The sequence below is a fragment of the Kitasatospora sp. NPDC041988 genome (genome assembly GCF_055588525.1).
In genome coordinates this window covers 12932-27197 of record NZ_JBVJCO010000057.1, presented here as the reverse complement: position 1 = coordinate 27197, position 14266 = coordinate 12932, and the positions used below count along the sequence as shown (strand labels likewise).

The window sequence follows — 14266 nt, the reverse complement described above, 5'->3', positions numbered from 1 at the left end:
CGGCGGCGGCCGCGGGAGTCCCCGCCCTGGAACGCCGCCCTAGAACGCCGCCCGGACCTCGCCCACCGGCACGCCGCCGCCGAGCAGCGGGGCCGCGCCGATCCGCTCAAGGGTGTCGTCCGCCGTCACCACCCCGAGCCGGCCCAGCGCGGCCGCCAGGACCGGCCCGCGGGCCCGCTCGGCGCCGTCGTCGATCTTGAAGGCGAGTGCCCGGCCGTCCGGCAGCGCCACCACCTGAACCGCCTCGGCGCCCATCTTGGACAGCACGCCCGGCACCGCCCGCATCAGCCAGGTGTCGGCCCGGCGGGTGCCGGCCACGTACTCGGGGTGGGCACGCATCGCGTCGGCCACCCGGCGCTGCGGGGTGCCCTCCTCGGCGAGCACCAGCGCGCGGTAGCCGCGGGCCAGGCCGGTCAGGCTGACGGCCAGCAGCGGCGCACCGCAGCCGTCGACCCCGGCATGTGCCGACGTCTCGCCGGTGGCCTCCTGAAGGGCTTCGCGGGCGAGCAGCTGGATCGGGTGCTCCGGGTCGAGGTAGCTCCCGGTCGGCCAGCCGTTGGCGACGCAGGCGGCCAGCCAGCCGGCGTGCTTGCCGGAGCAGTCCATCAGGATCGGCGCGCGCTCGCCGCCGGACTTCAGGTGCAGCTCGGCCTCGGTCTCGTCCAGCGGCAGGTCCGCCGGGGTCTGCAGGGCGGACTCGTCCAGCCCGGCGTCGGCCAGGATCCGCCTTACGCCGTCGCGGTGAAACGATTCTGCCGAATGGCTGGACGCCGCCAGCGCCAGCAGCTCGCCCCCGATCGCCAGACCCGCCCGCAGTGTGGCCACCGCCTGGAACGGCTTGGCGCACGACCGCGGGAAGACCGGGGCTTCGGGGGCACCCAGGGCGAACTCGACCGAGCCGTCGGCGGCGAGCAGCACCAGCGAACCGTGGTGCCGGCCCTCGGTGAAGCCCGAGCGTATGACCTCGGCGAGGACGGGCAGAGCGGCGGAGTGGGACATGCGGAAGCCTTCCGGGGGCAAGGGTGGGCCGGGGGCGAGCCGGGCCCACCCCACCCCCGGACGCCCTCACCCGGTCAGAGCGGGCCGCCCGTGAGCAGGTCCTCGACCCGCGCTTCCCCATCACGGTACCTTCGGGTGATCTCGGCGCTGCAGCCGTCCGCCGTCCGCAGCAGCCGCTGCCGCCGGCCGGACACCTCCCGCTCGTGCGCCCGCAGCCTCTCCAGCGCGGCCAGCAGCTCCTCCTCCGGGCGGGCGGCCAGGTCGGCCAGCTGGACGTCACCCATCAGCTCGTCCGCCTCCAGCTGGGACTGCTGGCCGCGCGGCGGCCCCAGCGTGACGTGCCGGGCGGAGCGCCGCACCGTGGACGGCGCGTCGGTGAGGATGGCCGGCAGCCGGTCCAGCAGGGCGCCGCCCACCGGGATCTCGCCCCCCGCGGCCGTCCGGACGGCGGCGCCCGGCCGGCGGTCCAGCTCGGCCCGGAGGATGTCCATCCGCCCGTGCAGCAGCCGCCGCAGATAGGAGAGGTCGGCCTCCTGTTCCAGGGTCTCCCGGCGCAGGGTCCGCAGCTGCGCCAGGCCCAGCCGGACCAGCTCGGGCTCGCCCTCCTTGCCCGCCGCCGGGCGGGAGGTGTCCCCCGCCGGCTCCGTGCCCTCGGGCATCCGCCCGGCCCGGTCCTGCGCCGCGCTGCTCGCGTCCATCAACCAACCACCTGCCGTCGTCCGATCCCGCCCGCTCGCGGCACCCCGTCGCCTGCCGCAGGTCCGGCCCGTCCCCCGGTGGGCCGTCGCGCGCACCCGCCGCGCGTACCCGTCCGTTGGCACGCCCGGGGCGCCCCCGAAGGTTCCCGCCCCCGGGTGGTGCCACCCGCCGGGGCGACACCACCAGAACGCCTGACCTATCGACTCGACCGCCCGGCCGAACCGGGCCCGGCGCGGCGGACCTCTGGCGCCCCGGACCCCTCGTACGGTTCCCCAGCGTGCCACCCCGCCCACCGCCGGTGCACCGCCCGTGCACCCGAACGGCCCCCTGGCGAACGGGGGTGGCTGATATGACCAAGACTTTCCGCAGGAAGAACGGCGCCCGATGAAGCGCAGGCGCGCACCACCCGGCGCGTGCCATGGTCATGCGCGCCTCCCCTCGCTCCTGCTCCGCGCGGCCCGAGGCCCGCCTCACGGGCCTTCCTCGCGGCCTCCTCGCAAACCTCTTCCTCGCGGCTGACTCACGGCTGGCTCGCGGTCTCCTCGCGGGCTCCTCACGGCCTCCTCGCGGACCGCCCGGGGGCCCCGCGGGAGGCTGGGCCCGCTCCGGCACAATGGCCGCATGCGAGCAGTGGTGCAGCGAGTGACCGAGGCCCGGGTGACCGTGGCCGGAGAGACCGTCGGCGCGATCGAGGGGCCCGGGCTCTGCGTCCTGGTCGGCGTCACGCACGACGACACCCCCGCCAAGGCCGCCCAGCTGGCCCGCAAGCTCTGGACCCTGCGGCTGCTGGAGGCGCCCTCCCCCCGAGCCGAAGGGCGCGCCGACGCCGAAAGCGAGCAGCGACAAGCGACCGACGCAGGAGGGAACGCCGGGACGACGAGTGTCGGCGTCGGATCCGGAGCGCCCGGCGGCGAGCGGGGGAATCGCGGGGATGGAGTCGAGCAGTCCTGCTCCGACCTGGCCGCCCCGCTGCTGGTGATCAGCCAGTTCACCCTCTACGGCGACGCCCGCAAGGGCCGCCGCCCCACCTGGAACGCCGCCGCCCCCGGGCCCGTCGCCGAGCCGCTGGTGGACGAGGTGGTCGCCCAGTTGCGCGCGCTCGGCGCCAAGGTGGAGACCGGCCGGTTCGGCGCGGACATGCGGGTGGCGCTGGTGAACGACGGCCCGTTCACCGTGCTCGTCGAGGTCTGAGACCTACTGCGGGACGATCACGTCCTGCGTCCCCGGCACCGTCCCGGCCAGCAGCACCGCGTCCACCGGGACGTTCCGCTTGACCACGGCCAGCGCGACCGGCCCCAGCTCGTGATGGCGTGCCGAGGACGTCACGATGCCCAGCGCCCGGCCGTCCGGGTCCGAGGCGAGCCGCACCTCCGTCCCGTGCGGGGGCAGCACCTCCTCCGTGCCGTCCAGGTGCAGGAAGACCAGGCGGCGCGGCGGCCGGCCCAGGTTGTGCACCCGGGCGACCGTCTCCTGCCCGCGGTAGCAGCCCTTCTGCAGGTGGACGGCGGTGGCCAGCCAGTCCACCTCGTGCGGGATCGTCCGGTGGTCGGTCTCGAAGCCGAGCCGGGGCCGGTGGCCCTCGATCCGCAGCGCCTCGTACGCCCAGATCCCGGCCGCCGGGCCGTAGCCCTCGGTCAGTGTCGCCAGCTCGGCGCGCGGCAGGAAGAGGTCCCGCCCGTACGACAGCTCGCGGACCGCCGCCGCGCCCTCCGCCGAGGCGGTGGAGCCGGCCGGCAGGTGCACCACCGCGTAGTCGGCGGTCGCGTCGGCGACCTCCACCCGGTAGAAGAACTTCATGCTCTCCAGGTAGCCGATCAGCGCCTTCAGGGTGCCCGGCTCGACGTGCGCCCAGGTGGTGGTGCCGTCGTCGACCAGGTAGAGCGCGTGCTCGACGTGCCCGTTCGGGGAGAGCACCAGCGCCTCGGTGGCCTGCTGCGGCGGCAGCGCGCTGACGTGCTGGGTGAGCAGCAGGTGCAGCCAGGCCAGCCGGTCGTCGCCGGTGACGGTGAGCACGCCGCGGTGCGAGAGGTCCACGAAGCCGGTGCCCTGCGCGAGGTTGCGTTGCTCGCGGAAGATGTCGCCGTAGTGGGCGGCCACGCCCTCATCGGTTCCCTCGGCGGGGACGGCACCGGGCAGCAAAAGCAGCGGGCTCTTCATACCGGCCAGCTTACGACTGGTCCCCGGCACGCTTGGCGGTGCAGTCGGCACAGCGGCCGAAGATGGCGAAATGCTTGAGGTCGGTGTCGAAGCCGTGCTGCTCGCGCAGGCTCTCGATCAGCGGCCGGGCGATCTCGGTGCCGGTCTCGGTGACCTTCTCGCAGTCCCGGCAGACCAGGTGCAGGTGGTGGTGACGGCCGGCCAGGTGGTACGTCGGGGCGCCGTGGCCGAGGTGCGCGTGGGAAACCAGGCCCAGCTCCTCCAGCAGCTCCAGGGTCCGGTAGACGGTGGAGATGTTGATGCCGCTGGCGGTCTGCCGGACGTGGCCGAGGATGTCGTCCGGGGTCGCGTGGTCGAGGACGTCGACCGCCTCCAGCACGAGCTGGCGCTGGGGTGTCAGCCGGTAGCCGCGTTCGCGCAGGTCGGCCTTCCAGTCGCCGGAGAGCTGCCAGTCGGTGGTGCCGGTGTCCGCCACGGTGCTGTCCCTGCCAAGGTCGGGGGTCCTGAGGCAAGTGTAGGGACCGGCCGGGGGCCGGTCCCTACCCATGAGCTCCATGAGCCGATGCGATCAGCGGAAGAACGCGATGCCGTCGTCCGGCAGGTCGTTGATGTCCTTGATCAGCTGCGCCGGGCTCAGCACCTTCTTCAGCTGCGCCGACATGTACGGGCGCAGCGGCACCTCGGGCGCGGCCTTCTCGCCGACCCAGAGCAGCTCCTCGTTGACGAAGCCGTACAGGCGCTTGCCGCCGGAGTACGGCGCCGAGCCCTCGATCCGGGCCACCGCGTCGGTGGAGACGTCGATCTGCGGCTTGCCGTCGGCCAGCTCGCCGTACCAGATCTCGACGGTGCCGTCGTCACGGACGGAGGAGATCTCGATCCCGCGGGCGCCGCTGGTGCCGTGCTGGTTGCTGGTGATGCGCCAGAACGCGTGCTCGTTCTCCAGCGGACGGACCTTCTCGCCCTCCTCGTTCAGCACCCAGGTGCGGGAGCGGAACTCGAGGAAGGGCCGGCCGTCGTGCCGGATGACGATCTCCTGGCCGAAGTTGCACTTCTCCGTGCCCGGGCCCCCTTCACCCGGCAGAGGGGCGTAAACGCCCGCGCCCTCCCAGGTACCGAGGAGGAAGGCGAGCGGGACGACGTCCTTGTGGAGGTCAGAGGGGATCTCGATCATGTTCCTGGTCGCTGTCGTCGGTATGGGACTGCTTCAACCGTACGGCAGCCGGCTCAGCGCTGGCCCTGGTACAGCTTCATCACCGAGAAGATGGCGAACCAGGTGATCAGCACGGCCATGAGGGCCAGCAGACCGTCGAAGAAGATTTCCAGACCGGACACGGGGGGCTCCCAGGGCGGCGACAGTGTGGTGGATTTTGCTCGCGCTCACTCTATCCGCCGGGTGTCGACGGGTCTCGGTGAGCCCCACCACGTCGGCGATCTAGGGTGTCGGCATGTCGTCGAACGCATCGCAGAGCGCGAAGAAGCTCGTCATCAAGGTCACCGCCGGGGCGGACGCGCCCGAGCGCTGCTCGCAGGCCTTCACGGTGGCGGCGGTCGCCGTCGCCAGCGGGATCGAGGTCTCGCTCTGGCTGACCGGGGAGTCGTCCTGGTTCGCGCTGCCCGGGCGCGCCGCGGAGTTCGAGCTGCCGCACGCGGCGCCGCTGCCGGACCTGCTGGAGTCGATCCTGGCGGCCGGCACCGTCACCCTCTGCACCCAGTGCGCGGCGCGGCGCGGGATCGAGCAGAAGGACACCGTCGAGGGTGTCCGAATCGCGGGCGCTCAGGTCTTCGTCAGCGAGATCATGGCCGACGGCGTGCAGGCGCTCGTGTACTGAGGCCCCTGCGGCTACTGAGGCCCTTGCGGCCGCTCGCGGTCGGGGCGGTCCCGGTCGTGGCCGGGCTCGTCCCACTTCGGGTCGTCCCAGCGCGGGTCGTTCCACCAGTCGTCCTCCGGGTCCCGCTTGTTGGCGAAGACCGCGGCGGCCGGGGGGATGACCATCGCGACCACGCACATGGCGATCGCGGCCGGCACGGACCAGAACCGCACCACGCCCCAGGCCAGCACGAACATCCCGAGGCAGACGGCCATCATGGCGAAGTAGTAGCGGTGGCGCCGGCGTCCCTGCACGGTTCCACGGTATGCCCGAGGGCCCCTGCTCGGCAGGGGCCCTCGGTGCTGTTCGCGGGGGTGGATCAGACCGCGATCGCGACCTCGGTCAGGTTGCCCTGGGAGGCGACCACCTGGCGGTCCACGGTCTGGCCCGGGACCAGCGCGCGCAGGGTCCACTTGCCCGGGCGGGCGAAGAACCGGAACTGGCCGGTCGCCGAGGTGGGCACCTCGGCCGTGAACTCGCCGCCCTCGTCGAGCAGCCGGACATAGCCGTTGACCGGCTCGCCGTCTCGGGTCACGGACCCCTGGATGATCGTCTCGTTCGCCACGTCAACTCCTGCCAGGTCCGGGCCGCCGGCCTTCGCACCGCACATGTCTTGTCTTCCCTTCTGACTTACGGTTCGAGCCGGTGGCTCAGTTGCCGAGCTCGATCGGCACGCCGACCAGGCTGCCGTACTCGGTCCACGAACCGTCGTAGTTCTTGACGTTCTCCTGGCCGAGCAGCTCGTGCAGCACGAACCAGGTGAGCGCGGAGCGCTCGCCGATGCGGCAGTAGGCGATGGTGTCCTTCGCCAGGTCGATGCCCTCGGCCTCGTACAGGGCCTTGAGCTCGTCGTCGCTCTTGAAGGTGCCGTCGTCGTTGGCGTTCTTGGCCCACGGGATGTTGCGGGCGCTCGGCACGTGGCCGGGGCGCTGCGACTGCTCCTGCGGGAGGTGGGCCGGGGCGAGCAGCTTGCCGGAGAACTCGTCGGGCGAGCGCACGTCGACCAGGTTCAGGTTGCCGATGGCGGCGACCACGTCGTCGCGGAAGGCACGGATCGAGGAGTCGGCGGCCTGCGCCTTGTACTCGGTCGCGGCGCGGGCCGGCACCTCGGAGACCAGGTCGCGGGAGTCCAGCTCCCACTTCTTGCGGCCGCCGTCCAGCAGGCGGACGTCACCGTGGCCGTACAGCTTGAAGTACCAGTAGGCGTACGAGGCGAACCAGTTGTTGTTGCCGCCGTAGAGCACCACGGTGTCGTCGTTGGCGATGCCCTTGGCGCTGAGCAGCGCCTCGAAGCCGGCCTGGTCGATGAAGTCGCGGCGGACCGGGTCCTGGAGGTCGCTCTTCCAGTCGATCCGGATGGCGTTGCGGATGTGGTTCTTCTCGTAGGCGGAGGTGTCCTCGTCGACCTCGACGATGGCAACCTTCGGGTCGTCCAGGTGGGCCTGGACCCAGTCGGCGTCGACCAGGACGTCGCTGCGGCTCATGGTGATGTTCTCCATCCGGGGGCGGTTTGCGGAAGGTGCTGCTGCTGGGGGGTGCTGCGGGTCGCCCGGCGACGGCCGGTCCGAATTCTTGTCCGAATACTGGGACGAGAGGGGGTGCGCGGTGCGGCCGGGCGGTGGTCTGCGGTGGGCAGCGGCGACGGCCGGCCCCAAAAGCCGGGCCAGGTCACCAGGGAAATCGGCGGCGGGCTTCAACAGCCCTGCCAGGAAGCCGAGTTAGCGCATTCGACACAGACAGGCGGCCACGCGGCACAGGTCTACCGCCCGCCGCTTCGTGAGGTCCGTCTGTCGCTTCATGCCGACGATGCTAGGGACACCGGACGCCCGCTGTCATTAGCGTATCGAATCCTGAGACCAAATGATTCGGATGCTGAGATTTGACCATTCCCCGGACGGCGGGAACCGGCCAGGGGCCGTCAGGAGGCCCGCACAGGGGCAGGAACGCCACCGCTCCGCGGCCTGCGCTGGACAGCGCGTCTCGCGGAGCGGAACGAAGCGGACCGGATGTCCGGCTGAGGTCAGCCGATGACCTTGACGTGATTGCCGTCGAAGGTCAGCTGGAGGCCCTCCTCCTGCGGCGACACCGAGGCCAGCTTGAGCCCGGCCGGCAGGGCGGCCAGGGTGAAGCTCACCGGCTCGACCTGCTGGTTGGCCAGGCCCGCCAGCATCCCGGCCATGCCGCTGAGCTTGAAGCCGTCCGCCGTGACGGTGTTGCCCTGGCTGTGCACCGAGCCCTCGCCGATCGGGAGCGGGCCCAGCGAGGCCTTGATCTTGCCCGGGCCGCCGTAGGAGAGGCTCAGCCGGGTGCCGGAGCCCAACGGGAGCTTGCCCGCGTTCGGCACCATCTGGGACGCCGGTGGCAGCAGCTGGGCCAGGTCCGCGTACGAGATCAGGCCAGTTCCGGTGCCGCTGTCCACGGTGGCGCTGGTCATGCTGTCGCTCACCTCGACCCCGGCCAGTTTGGCCTTGAAGGAGCGCAGCGCCACCTGGTGGGTCCCGTCGCCCACGGTCAGCCCGTCCGCCGAGATCCGGACGTCGTCCAGCTTCATCGACAGCACCTGGGTGAGGAACGGGAAGCCCTCGATCGACACGTCCGGGCGCTGGCTCATCCGGCCGCTCTTGACCATCTGGTCGGCGGCCTCGTCCTCTGCCACCCCTACGGCGATCCGGTCGGCACCCACCAGCAGGCCGCAGAGCACCGCCAGGCCGATCGTCGCCTTCAGCCAACCGCGCATCGCTCTCCCCCGTCGTCGCCTGTCGCTGTCGTCCTGCTGATCGTCGTTCTCGTCCCGCACGCCCCACGGGGCCGTTCCCCGCACGACCGTACGACGCCCCGCCCCGGAGCATGGTTCCGGGGCGGGGCGTCGCGGCGGCGAGCGCCGGGGGTCAGCCGGCCAGCAGACGGGTGGCGATCCAGACCAGCGGCGAGGCCACCGCCAGCGGCAGCGCCACGCCCGCCGTCATGTGCACGAAGCGGGACGGGAAGTCGTACCCGGCCACCCGGCGGCCGACCAGCGCGCCGAGGCCCGCGAGGGCGCCCAGCACCGGCGGCGCGCCCACGACCAGGCCGAACACCACGGCCGCGACCAGGCCGAGCACCGACCCCACCGGCACCGGACCCAGCTGCTTGGGACCCGGCAGCGGCGCGGCCGCCAGCACGGTGGCCAGCGCGACCGCGCCCACCGCCGCCGGCACCCAGTCCGCCACGAGCAGCGTGGTGCAGAGCACCGTCACCACGGTGGCCGAACCGAGCACGGTCAGCGCGTAGAACCGCTCCTTCGGGTCCGAGGGCCGGAACGTCTGCAGGACCAGGACCAGCAGGAAGAACCCTCCGAGCGTGCCCGCGACGGCCGCCGCGCCGCCGTCCGAGTCGGCCAGCAGCACCGCCACGTCGGCCGTGAGGCCGGCCAGCGCGGCCAGCGCGATGCCCTGGCGGGCCGGCCACATGCCGTTGAGGCGGAACCAGCCGGCCGCCGTCAGCGCCTGGAGCGCGGCGACCACCAGGGCCAGCGCGACCTGCCCGAGCGCCGCTCCGCCGGCCAGCAGGGCGGCGACGGCGGCGGTGATCAGGGCGGGCTGCAGGCCCGGGTCGATGATCGGCGAGCCCGTCCGGGGCGCCCGCGCGGGCGCCCCGGTGGGGCCGGTGGGCGCGGCCGCCGGGGCCGGCTGCACCGGCACGGCGGCGTACGGCGCGGCGTGGTGCGGCGCGCCATGGGCGCCGGGGGCGACCGGGCGCTTGAGCGTCATGGTCGGCGAGTCGAAGGCCTGGGCGGGAGCGGCTGCCGGAGCAGGGGCCTGGGCCTGGGCCTGGGCCTGGGCTGCGGTCGGCATCGCGCCCGACACCACCACCGGCGGCAGCAGCGTGGTGGCCGCCGCGTCGTCCATCGGCGGGACGGGCGGCAGCAGCGCCGTCGCGGCGTCGTCCACGGGCGGCTGCCCGTACGGCGACTGGCCGTACGGCTGATGCTGCTCGTACTGCGGCCCGCCATACTGCTGCCGGCCGAGCTGTTCCTGCCCCGGCTGACCGTACTGTTCCTGCCCCGGCGCGTGACCCTGGCCGGGGGCGTACGGCTGGGCCGCGTGCCCCTGCTGCGCATACGGCTCCGGCGCGTACGCCTGCTCGGGTGTGTACGCCTGCTGCTGCCCGTACGGGGGCTGCGGGTACTGCTGCTGCGGGTACGGCTGCTGCCCCTGCGGGTACGGCTGCTGCTGCCGACCGTCCGGGCCGCCGTTCACATGGTTCGGATCCGTCACGCCGCTCACCCTCCCGCGAACGGCGGGAGCACCTCGACCGTGCCGCCCTCGGTGAGGGCCACGGTCGCGTGGTCGCGCCCGCCGACCGGCGAGCCGTCCACCAGGTAGGAGCAGTGCCCGAGCAGCCGGACGAGCTTCGGCCGGTCGGCGTGCCGCTGCCTGGCCGCGGCCAGCGCCTCCGCCAGGGTCGCCGCCTCGTACGGCTCCTCGGCCAGCCCGGCCTCCGACTTCGCCGCCGCCCAGTAGCGGATCGTCCCGCTCACCCGGGCGGCGCCCGCCGGCTCCGTGGTCGCACCCATGGCAACCCCTCTCGTCGTCCTCGCCCCGGCCCGGATACCCCGGTCGGGTCGCCACCGGAGCGGCCGGACACCACCCGAAAGGTGTACGCGCACGGTGCCGCCGATGTGCGTCCCATGATGGCGTGTCCGCCGCCGTGACCGGCAACCGCCCTGGCCCGGCGGGGGAAGGCGGCCGCCGGAGCTGTGGCCAGGCTCACCCCGGACACGCCCGGAATAGGCGAACCGCCGCTTTCGGGCCCTCCCGGCGCGGGGGCCGGTCGGCTATCCTCGTGCCCTGAGGGATCCGGGCAGAGTCGCCCCCGGATCCTTTTGTGCTTTCAGGACGCCAGTACGGACGTTCTTGCGATTCGTCGGTCCACCCCCGGCGCGCCGCTGGAACGGCCCCGCCATTCGCGGCACAACGACGTGCCCGGGCCCGGCAGGGGTGTACGGACACCCGGCGCCGGGCCGCCGCCCGGCACGGGACAGACCGGAAGGTTCGCGGGATGAGCAGGGCAGAAACGGTGTCCCAGGGGTTGCGGGACCTCTGGCGCGAAAGCCGTTCCGTCGTGCGCGCCGGCGAGTCCTCCGGTGGGCACCCGGCTTCCTTCCTCCCCCACCCGTCACCCGCCGCCGCCTCCTTCCCGGGGCGCGCTGCGCGCGACACCACCCTGCACGAGCGCCATCCGGCTGTGGCGGCAGCCGCAACGCGACCGCGACGACCCGGAAAGGGGACTAACCGGGTATGAGTTCTCTGCTCCTCCTCACCAACGCACTGCAGCCCTCAGCGGAGGTGCTGCCCGCCCTCGGCCTGCTGCTGCACAACGTCCGGGTGGCACCGGCCGAGGGATCGGCACTGGTCGACACCCCCAGCGCCGACGTCATCCTGGTCGACGGCCGACGCGACCTGCCGCAGATCCGCAGCCTCTGCCAGCTGCTGCGCTCCACCGGCATCGGCTGTCCGCTGATCCTGGTGGTCACCGAGGGCGGTCTGACCGCCGTCACCGCCGAATGGGGCATCGACGACGTCCTGCTGGACACCGCCGGCCCCGCCGAGGTCGAGGCCCGGCTGCGGCTCGCCCTCGGCCGGCTCCAGGTGGTCACCGACGACAGCCCGATGGAGATCCGCAACGGCGACCTCTCGGTCGACGAGGCCACCTACTCCGCCAAGCTCAAGGGCCGGGTGCTCGACCTCACCTTCAAGGAGTTCGAGCTGCTCAAATACCTCGCTCAGCACCCCGGCCGGGTCTTCACCCGGGCGCAGCTGCTCCAGGAGGTGTGGGGCTACGACTACTTCGGCGGCACCCGGACGGTCGACGTCCACGTCCGCCGGCTGCGCGCCAAGCTCGGCGTCGAGCACGAACAGCTGATCGGCACCGTGCGCAACGTCGGCTACCGCTTCGTCGTGCCCGAGAAGCCGGACAAGGGCGAGCGGCCCGACCTCGCCCAGCGCGCCTCGGCCCCGCTGGAGGCATAGGGCGTGTCCTGTGGATCAGGCCGGGTCCGCCCTGATCCACAAGACACGCCCGGACCGCAGGCCGGGCGGGTGCCGCCGCCCGGCCTGTCCGCATTCGCCCCGGGCTGTCCTGCGGACATCGGCCGGTAGCCGAGCTCACACTGCCCGGGCGGACGCCACACGCGTAGACTCCACCCGTGGCCAAAGTGACGCGCGACGACGTAGCCCGACTGGCTGGGACCTCGACCGCGGTCGTCAGCTACGTCATCAACAACGGGCCGCGCCCGGTCGCGCCCGCGACCAAGGAGAAGGTGCTCGCGGCGATCGAGCAGCTCGGCTACCGGCCGAACAGCGTCGCCCAGGCAATGGCCTCCCGCCGCACCAACCTGATCGGCATGGTCGTCCCCGACGCCCGCCAGCCGTTCTTCGCCGAGATGGCGCACGCCGTCGAACGCGCCGCCTCCGAGCGCGGCAAGCTCGTACTGATCGGCAACTCCGACTACGTGGACGACCGCGAGGTGCACTACGTCCGCGCCTTCCTCGGCATGCGGGTCTCCGGCCTGATCCTGGTCAGCCAGGGCCCCTCCCAGCGGGCCGCCGAGGAGTTCGCCGCGATGGAGGGCGCCAAGGTGGTGCTGCTGCACCGCCGCCCCGAGGCCATCGACGACGTCGCCGTGGTCACCGACGACGTCGGCGGCGCCGAGGCCGTCGTCCGCCACCTGCTGGAGGAGCACGGGCACCCGTACGTGGCCTGCTTCGGCGGCCCGGTCGAGTCCCCCGCCCCCGGCGACCCGGTCATCGACCACGTCGAGGGCTGGCAGCGCGCCATGGACGCCCACGGCCTGCCCACCGAGCCGTACCTGATCGACGCGCCCTTCCACCGCTACGGCGCCTACGAGGTCGCGCTCGGCCTGCTGCGCTCGGAGAAGCGCCCGCCGGCCATCTTCTGCTCCACCGACGACCAGGCGATCGGCGTGCTGCGGGCCGCCCGCGAGGTCGGCCTGCGGGTGCCGGAGGACCTCGCGGTCGCCGGCTTCGACGACGTGCCCGAGGCCGCCCTCGCCGACCCGCCGCTCACCACCGTCGCCTCCGACCGCGACGCGATGGCCCGGGCCGCCGTGGACCTCGTGCTGGACGACTCGCTGATGGTGCCCGGCTCGGACACCGAACGGGTCCGCAAGTTCCCGTCGCGCCTGGTCATCCGCCGTTCCTGCGGCTGCGACCCGACCGGGGCGCCGACCCCGGCCTGACCAGGCTTTATGAGAAGTCAACGGGCTTCTCGGGGCCTTCTGAGCCCGCTCTCATCGGATCCTCATCCACCGGGCGGACGTTGGTCGGCATGAGCGATCGGCAGCAGCACCGGAGCGAGCACCACCGCGAGCAGTACGACGGCCCGTACGAGTACGGCAGCGGGCACCCGCAGGCGTACCCGGGCCCCGCCCAGGGGCAGGTCATCCCCGGAACCGTGCTCGACAGCGCGACCAGCGGGTACGAACCGGCCTCCGGGTACCAGTCGGCCGGCGGCCACCAGGCCTTCGGGTACCCCGCCGCCGAGACCCCCTCGGTCGGGACCCCGCCCCCTCCCCCGCCCGCGGGGCCGCCCATGCCCCCCGTCCCGCCCACGGGCGGCGGGCCCTCCGCACACGGCGGCCGGGGCCGGCGAGGCCTTCTCCGCAGCCGGCTCGCCCTGGTCACCGCCGTCGCCGCGGCCGCCGCCGTCCTCGGCGGGGTGACCGGCGGCGTGATCGCCGCCGGGGAACACGGCTCCACCGGCCGCACCGCCACCGTCGCCAGCCCCGTCTCCGCCCGCTCGGACGGCAGCGCCGACGTCGCCGCCATCGCGTCCGCCGTCTCGCCGAGCGTCGTCCAGATCACCGTGAAGACCGCGAACGGCACCTCCACCGGCACCGGCGTGGTCCTCACCAAGGACGGCCGGATCCTCACCAACTACCACGTGGTCTCCGGCGCGGCCGACGGCGGCCAGGTCACCGTCACCTTCAAGGACGGCTCCACCGCCAAGGCCACCGTCACCGGCACCGACAAGGCCCTCGACGTCGCCGTGATCACCGCGAGCGGCGCCGAGAACCTCACCCCCGCCACCCTCGGCGACTCCTCCACCGTCTCCGTCGGCGACCCGGTCGTCGCCATCGGCAACCCGGAGGGCCTCACCGGCACCGTCACCTCGGGCATCATCAGCGCCCAGAACCGCGAGGTCACCGTCCAGGTCGACGAGGGCACCACCAGCGGCAACGGCGGCTTCGGCTTCCCCAACCTGCCCGGCCTGCGCGGCAGCACCCCGCAGAGCGGCGGCGAGACCGCCACCTACAAGGCCTTCCAGACCGACGCCGCCCTCAACCCCGGCAACTCCGGCGGCCCGCTGATCAACGCCGGCGGCCAGGTCATCGGCATCAACTCGGCGATGTACTCGGCGAGCGGCTCCAGCTCCACCGCCGGCAACAGCAGCGCCGGCAGCGTCGGACTCGGCTTCGCCATCCCGATCGACGACATCAAGCAGGTGCTGCCGAAGCTGCAGGCCGGCCAGAACATCTAGAC

17 protein-coding genes are annotated in these 14266 nt (G+C 73.2%); 5 read left to right on the top strand and 12 right to left on the bottom strand.

What is annotated here, in order from left to right:
* Positions 1–39: 39 nt before the first annotated feature.
* Positions 40–999, bottom strand: coding sequence for an asparaginase (locus ACZ6NC_RS36775; RefSeq protein WP_465738231.1), 960 nt, complete (start codon positions 997–999; stop codon positions 40–42).
* 74 nt (positions 1000–1073) lie between these two features.
* On the bottom strand, positions 1074–1697 hold the full coding sequence (locus tag ACZ6NC_RS36770; protein ID WP_465738230.1) for an RsiG family protein: 624 nt from the start codon (positions 1695–1697) through the stop codon (positions 1074–1076).
* Between the two features lie 622 nt (positions 1698–2319).
* Here ACZ6NC_RS36770 and ACZ6NC_RS36765 point away from each other — a divergent pair.
* Positions 2320–2889 (top strand): D-aminoacyl-tRNA deacylase, encoded by a 570-nt coding sequence (locus ACZ6NC_RS36765; RefSeq protein WP_465738229.1) that lies wholly within the window; start codon positions 2320–2322, stop codon positions 2887–2889.
* 3 nt (positions 2890–2892) lie between these two features.
* Here the strand turns inward: ACZ6NC_RS36765 and ygfZ are convergent, their stop codons facing one another.
* The 3 genes from ygfZ to ACZ6NC_RS36750 form a co-directional block, all read right to left on the bottom strand.
* Positions 2893–3855, bottom strand: a complete 963-nt coding sequence (gene ygfZ, locus ACZ6NC_RS36760; RefSeq protein WP_465738228.1) for a CAF17-like 4Fe-4S cluster assembly/insertion protein YgfZ — start codon at positions 3853–3855, stop codon at positions 2893–2895.
* Between the two features lie 10 nt (positions 3856–3865).
* Positions 3866–4330 (bottom strand): Fur family transcriptional regulator, encoded by a 465-nt coding sequence (locus ACZ6NC_RS36755; protein WP_396325409.1) that lies wholly within the window; start codon positions 4328–4330, stop codon positions 3866–3868.
* Positions 4331–4423: 93 nt separating this feature from the next.
* Positions 4424–5026 carry a heme-binding beta-barrel domain-containing protein gene (locus tag ACZ6NC_RS36750; protein WP_465738227.1) on the bottom strand — a complete coding sequence of 201 codons (603 nt, stop codon included), beginning with the start codon at positions 5024–5026 and terminating at the stop codon, positions 4424–4426.
* A 274-nt stretch (positions 5027–5300) separates the two neighbouring features.
* Between ACZ6NC_RS36750 and ACZ6NC_RS36745 the strand changes: the two genes are divergently transcribed.
* On the top strand, positions 5301–5684 hold the full coding sequence (locus ACZ6NC_RS36745; protein WP_465738226.1) for a DsrE family protein: 384 nt from the start codon (positions 5301–5303) through the stop codon (positions 5682–5684).
* A gap of 11 nt (positions 5685–5695) precedes the next feature.
* Here ACZ6NC_RS36745 and ACZ6NC_RS36740 read toward each other — a convergent pair whose 3' ends face one another.
* The 7 genes from ACZ6NC_RS36740 to ACZ6NC_RS36710 form a co-directional block, all read right to left on the bottom strand.
* Complete coding sequence (locus tag ACZ6NC_RS36740; RefSeq protein WP_465738225.1) at positions 5696–5977, bottom strand: DUF3099 domain-containing protein; 282 nt, start codon at positions 5975–5977, stop codon at positions 5696–5698.
* A gap of 65 nt (positions 5978–6042) precedes the next feature.
* On the bottom strand, positions 6043–6333 hold the full coding sequence (locus tag ACZ6NC_RS36735) for a DUF1416 domain-containing protein (protein ID WP_093861460.1): 291 nt from the start codon (positions 6331–6333) through the stop codon (positions 6043–6045).
* Between the two features lie 40 nt (positions 6334–6373).
* Positions 6374–7207 (bottom strand): sulfurtransferase, encoded by an 834-nt coding sequence (locus ACZ6NC_RS36730; protein ID WP_148643401.1) that lies wholly within the window; start codon positions 7205–7207, stop codon positions 6374–6376.
* Positions 7208–7441: 234 nt separating this feature from the next.
* The gene (locus ACZ6NC_RS36725) at positions 7442–7522 is read right to left on the bottom strand and encodes an Ms5788A family Cys-rich leader peptide (protein ID WP_350517234.1); all 81 of its coding nucleotides are present in this window, start codon (positions 7520–7522) and stop codon (positions 7442–7444) included.
* Between the two features lie 221 nt (positions 7523–7743).
* A complete protein-coding gene (locus ACZ6NC_RS36720) occupies positions 7744–8460 on the bottom strand; it encodes an LmeA family phospholipid-binding protein (RefSeq protein ID WP_465738224.1) in 717 nt (238 codons plus the stop codon).
* Positions 8461–8611: 151 nt separating this feature from the next.
* Positions 8612–9979 carry a hypothetical protein gene (locus ACZ6NC_RS36715; RefSeq protein ID WP_465738223.1) on the bottom strand — a complete coding sequence of 456 codons (1368 nt, stop codon included), beginning with the start codon at positions 9977–9979 and terminating at the stop codon, positions 8612–8614.
* A gap of 5 nt (positions 9980–9984) precedes the next feature.
* The gene (locus ACZ6NC_RS36710) at positions 9985–10278 is read right to left on the bottom strand and encodes a MoaD/ThiS family protein (protein ID WP_465738222.1); all 294 of its coding nucleotides are present in this window, start codon (positions 10276–10278) and stop codon (positions 9985–9987) included.
* A 724-nt stretch (positions 10279–11002) separates the two neighbouring features.
* On the opposite strand from ACZ6NC_RS36710, the gene ACZ6NC_RS36705 reads away from it, so the two are divergent.
* The 3 genes from ACZ6NC_RS36705 to ACZ6NC_RS36695 all read left to right on the top strand — a co-directional run bounded on the left by ACZ6NC_RS36705 (position 11003) and on the right by ACZ6NC_RS36695 (position 14264).
* On the top strand, positions 11003–11734 hold the full coding sequence (locus tag ACZ6NC_RS36705) for a response regulator transcription factor (protein WP_465553621.1): 732 nt from the start codon (positions 11003–11005) through the stop codon (positions 11732–11734).
* A gap of 176 nt (positions 11735–11910) precedes the next feature.
* A complete protein-coding gene (locus tag ACZ6NC_RS36700; RefSeq protein ID WP_465738221.1) occupies positions 11911–12963 on the top strand; it encodes a LacI family DNA-binding transcriptional regulator in 1053 nt (350 codons plus the stop codon).
* A gap of 89 nt (positions 12964–13052) precedes the next feature.
* The gene (locus ACZ6NC_RS36695; protein WP_465738220.1) at positions 13053–14264 is read left to right on the top strand and encodes a S1C family serine protease; all 1212 of its coding nucleotides are present in this window, start codon (positions 13053–13055) and stop codon (positions 14262–14264) included.
* The last annotated feature ends 2 nt before the right edge of the window (positions 14265–14266 follow it).

Coding starts and splice junctions, on each gene's coding strand:
- ACZ6NC_RS36775 (WP_465738231.1), bottom strand. CDS start 999: ATGTCCCACTCCGCCGCTCTGCCCGTCCTCGCCGAGGTCATACGCTCG.
- ACZ6NC_RS36770 (WP_465738230.1), bottom strand. CDS start 1,697: ATGGACGCGAGCAGCGCGGCGCAGGACCGGGCCGGGCGGATGCCCGAG.
- ACZ6NC_RS36765 (WP_465738229.1), top strand. CDS start 2,320: ATGCGAGCAGTGGTGCAGCGAGTGACCGAGGCCCGGGTGACCGTGGCC.
- ygfZ (WP_465738228.1), bottom strand. CDS start 3,855: ATGAAGAGCCCGCTGCTTTTGCTGCCCGGTGCCGTCCCCGCCGAGGGA.
- ACZ6NC_RS36750 (WP_465738227.1), bottom strand. CDS start 5,026: ATGATCGAGATCCCCTCTGACCTCCACAAGGACGTCGTCCCGCTCGCC.
- ACZ6NC_RS36745 (WP_465738226.1), top strand. CDS start 5,301: ATGTCGTCGAACGCATCGCAGAGCGCGAAGAAGCTCGTCATCAAGGTC.
- ACZ6NC_RS36735 (WP_093861460.1), bottom strand. CDS start 6,333: ATGTGCGGTGCGAAGGCCGGCGGCCCGGACCTGGCAGGAGTTGACGTG.
- ACZ6NC_RS36730 (WP_148643401.1), bottom strand. CDS start 7,207: ATGAGCCGCAGCGACGTCCTGGTCGACGCCGACTGGGTCCAGGCCCAC.
- ACZ6NC_RS36725 (WP_350517234.1), bottom strand. CDS start 7,522: ATGAAGCGACAGACGGACCTCACGAAGCGGCGGGCGGTAGACCTGTGC.
- ACZ6NC_RS36720 (WP_465738224.1), bottom strand. CDS start 8,460: ATGCGCGGTTGGCTGAAGGCGACGATCGGCCTGGCGGTGCTCTGCGGC.
- ACZ6NC_RS36710 (WP_465738222.1), bottom strand. CDS start 10,278: ATGGGTGCGACCACGGAGCCGGCGGGCGCCGCCCGGGTGAGCGGGACG.
- ACZ6NC_RS36705 (WP_465553621.1), top strand. CDS start 11,003: ATGAGTTCTCTGCTCCTCCTCACCAACGCACTGCAGCCCTCAGCGGAG.
- ACZ6NC_RS36695 (WP_465738220.1), top strand. CDS start 13,053: ATGAGCGATCGGCAGCAGCACCGGAGCGAGCACCACCGCGAGCAGTAC.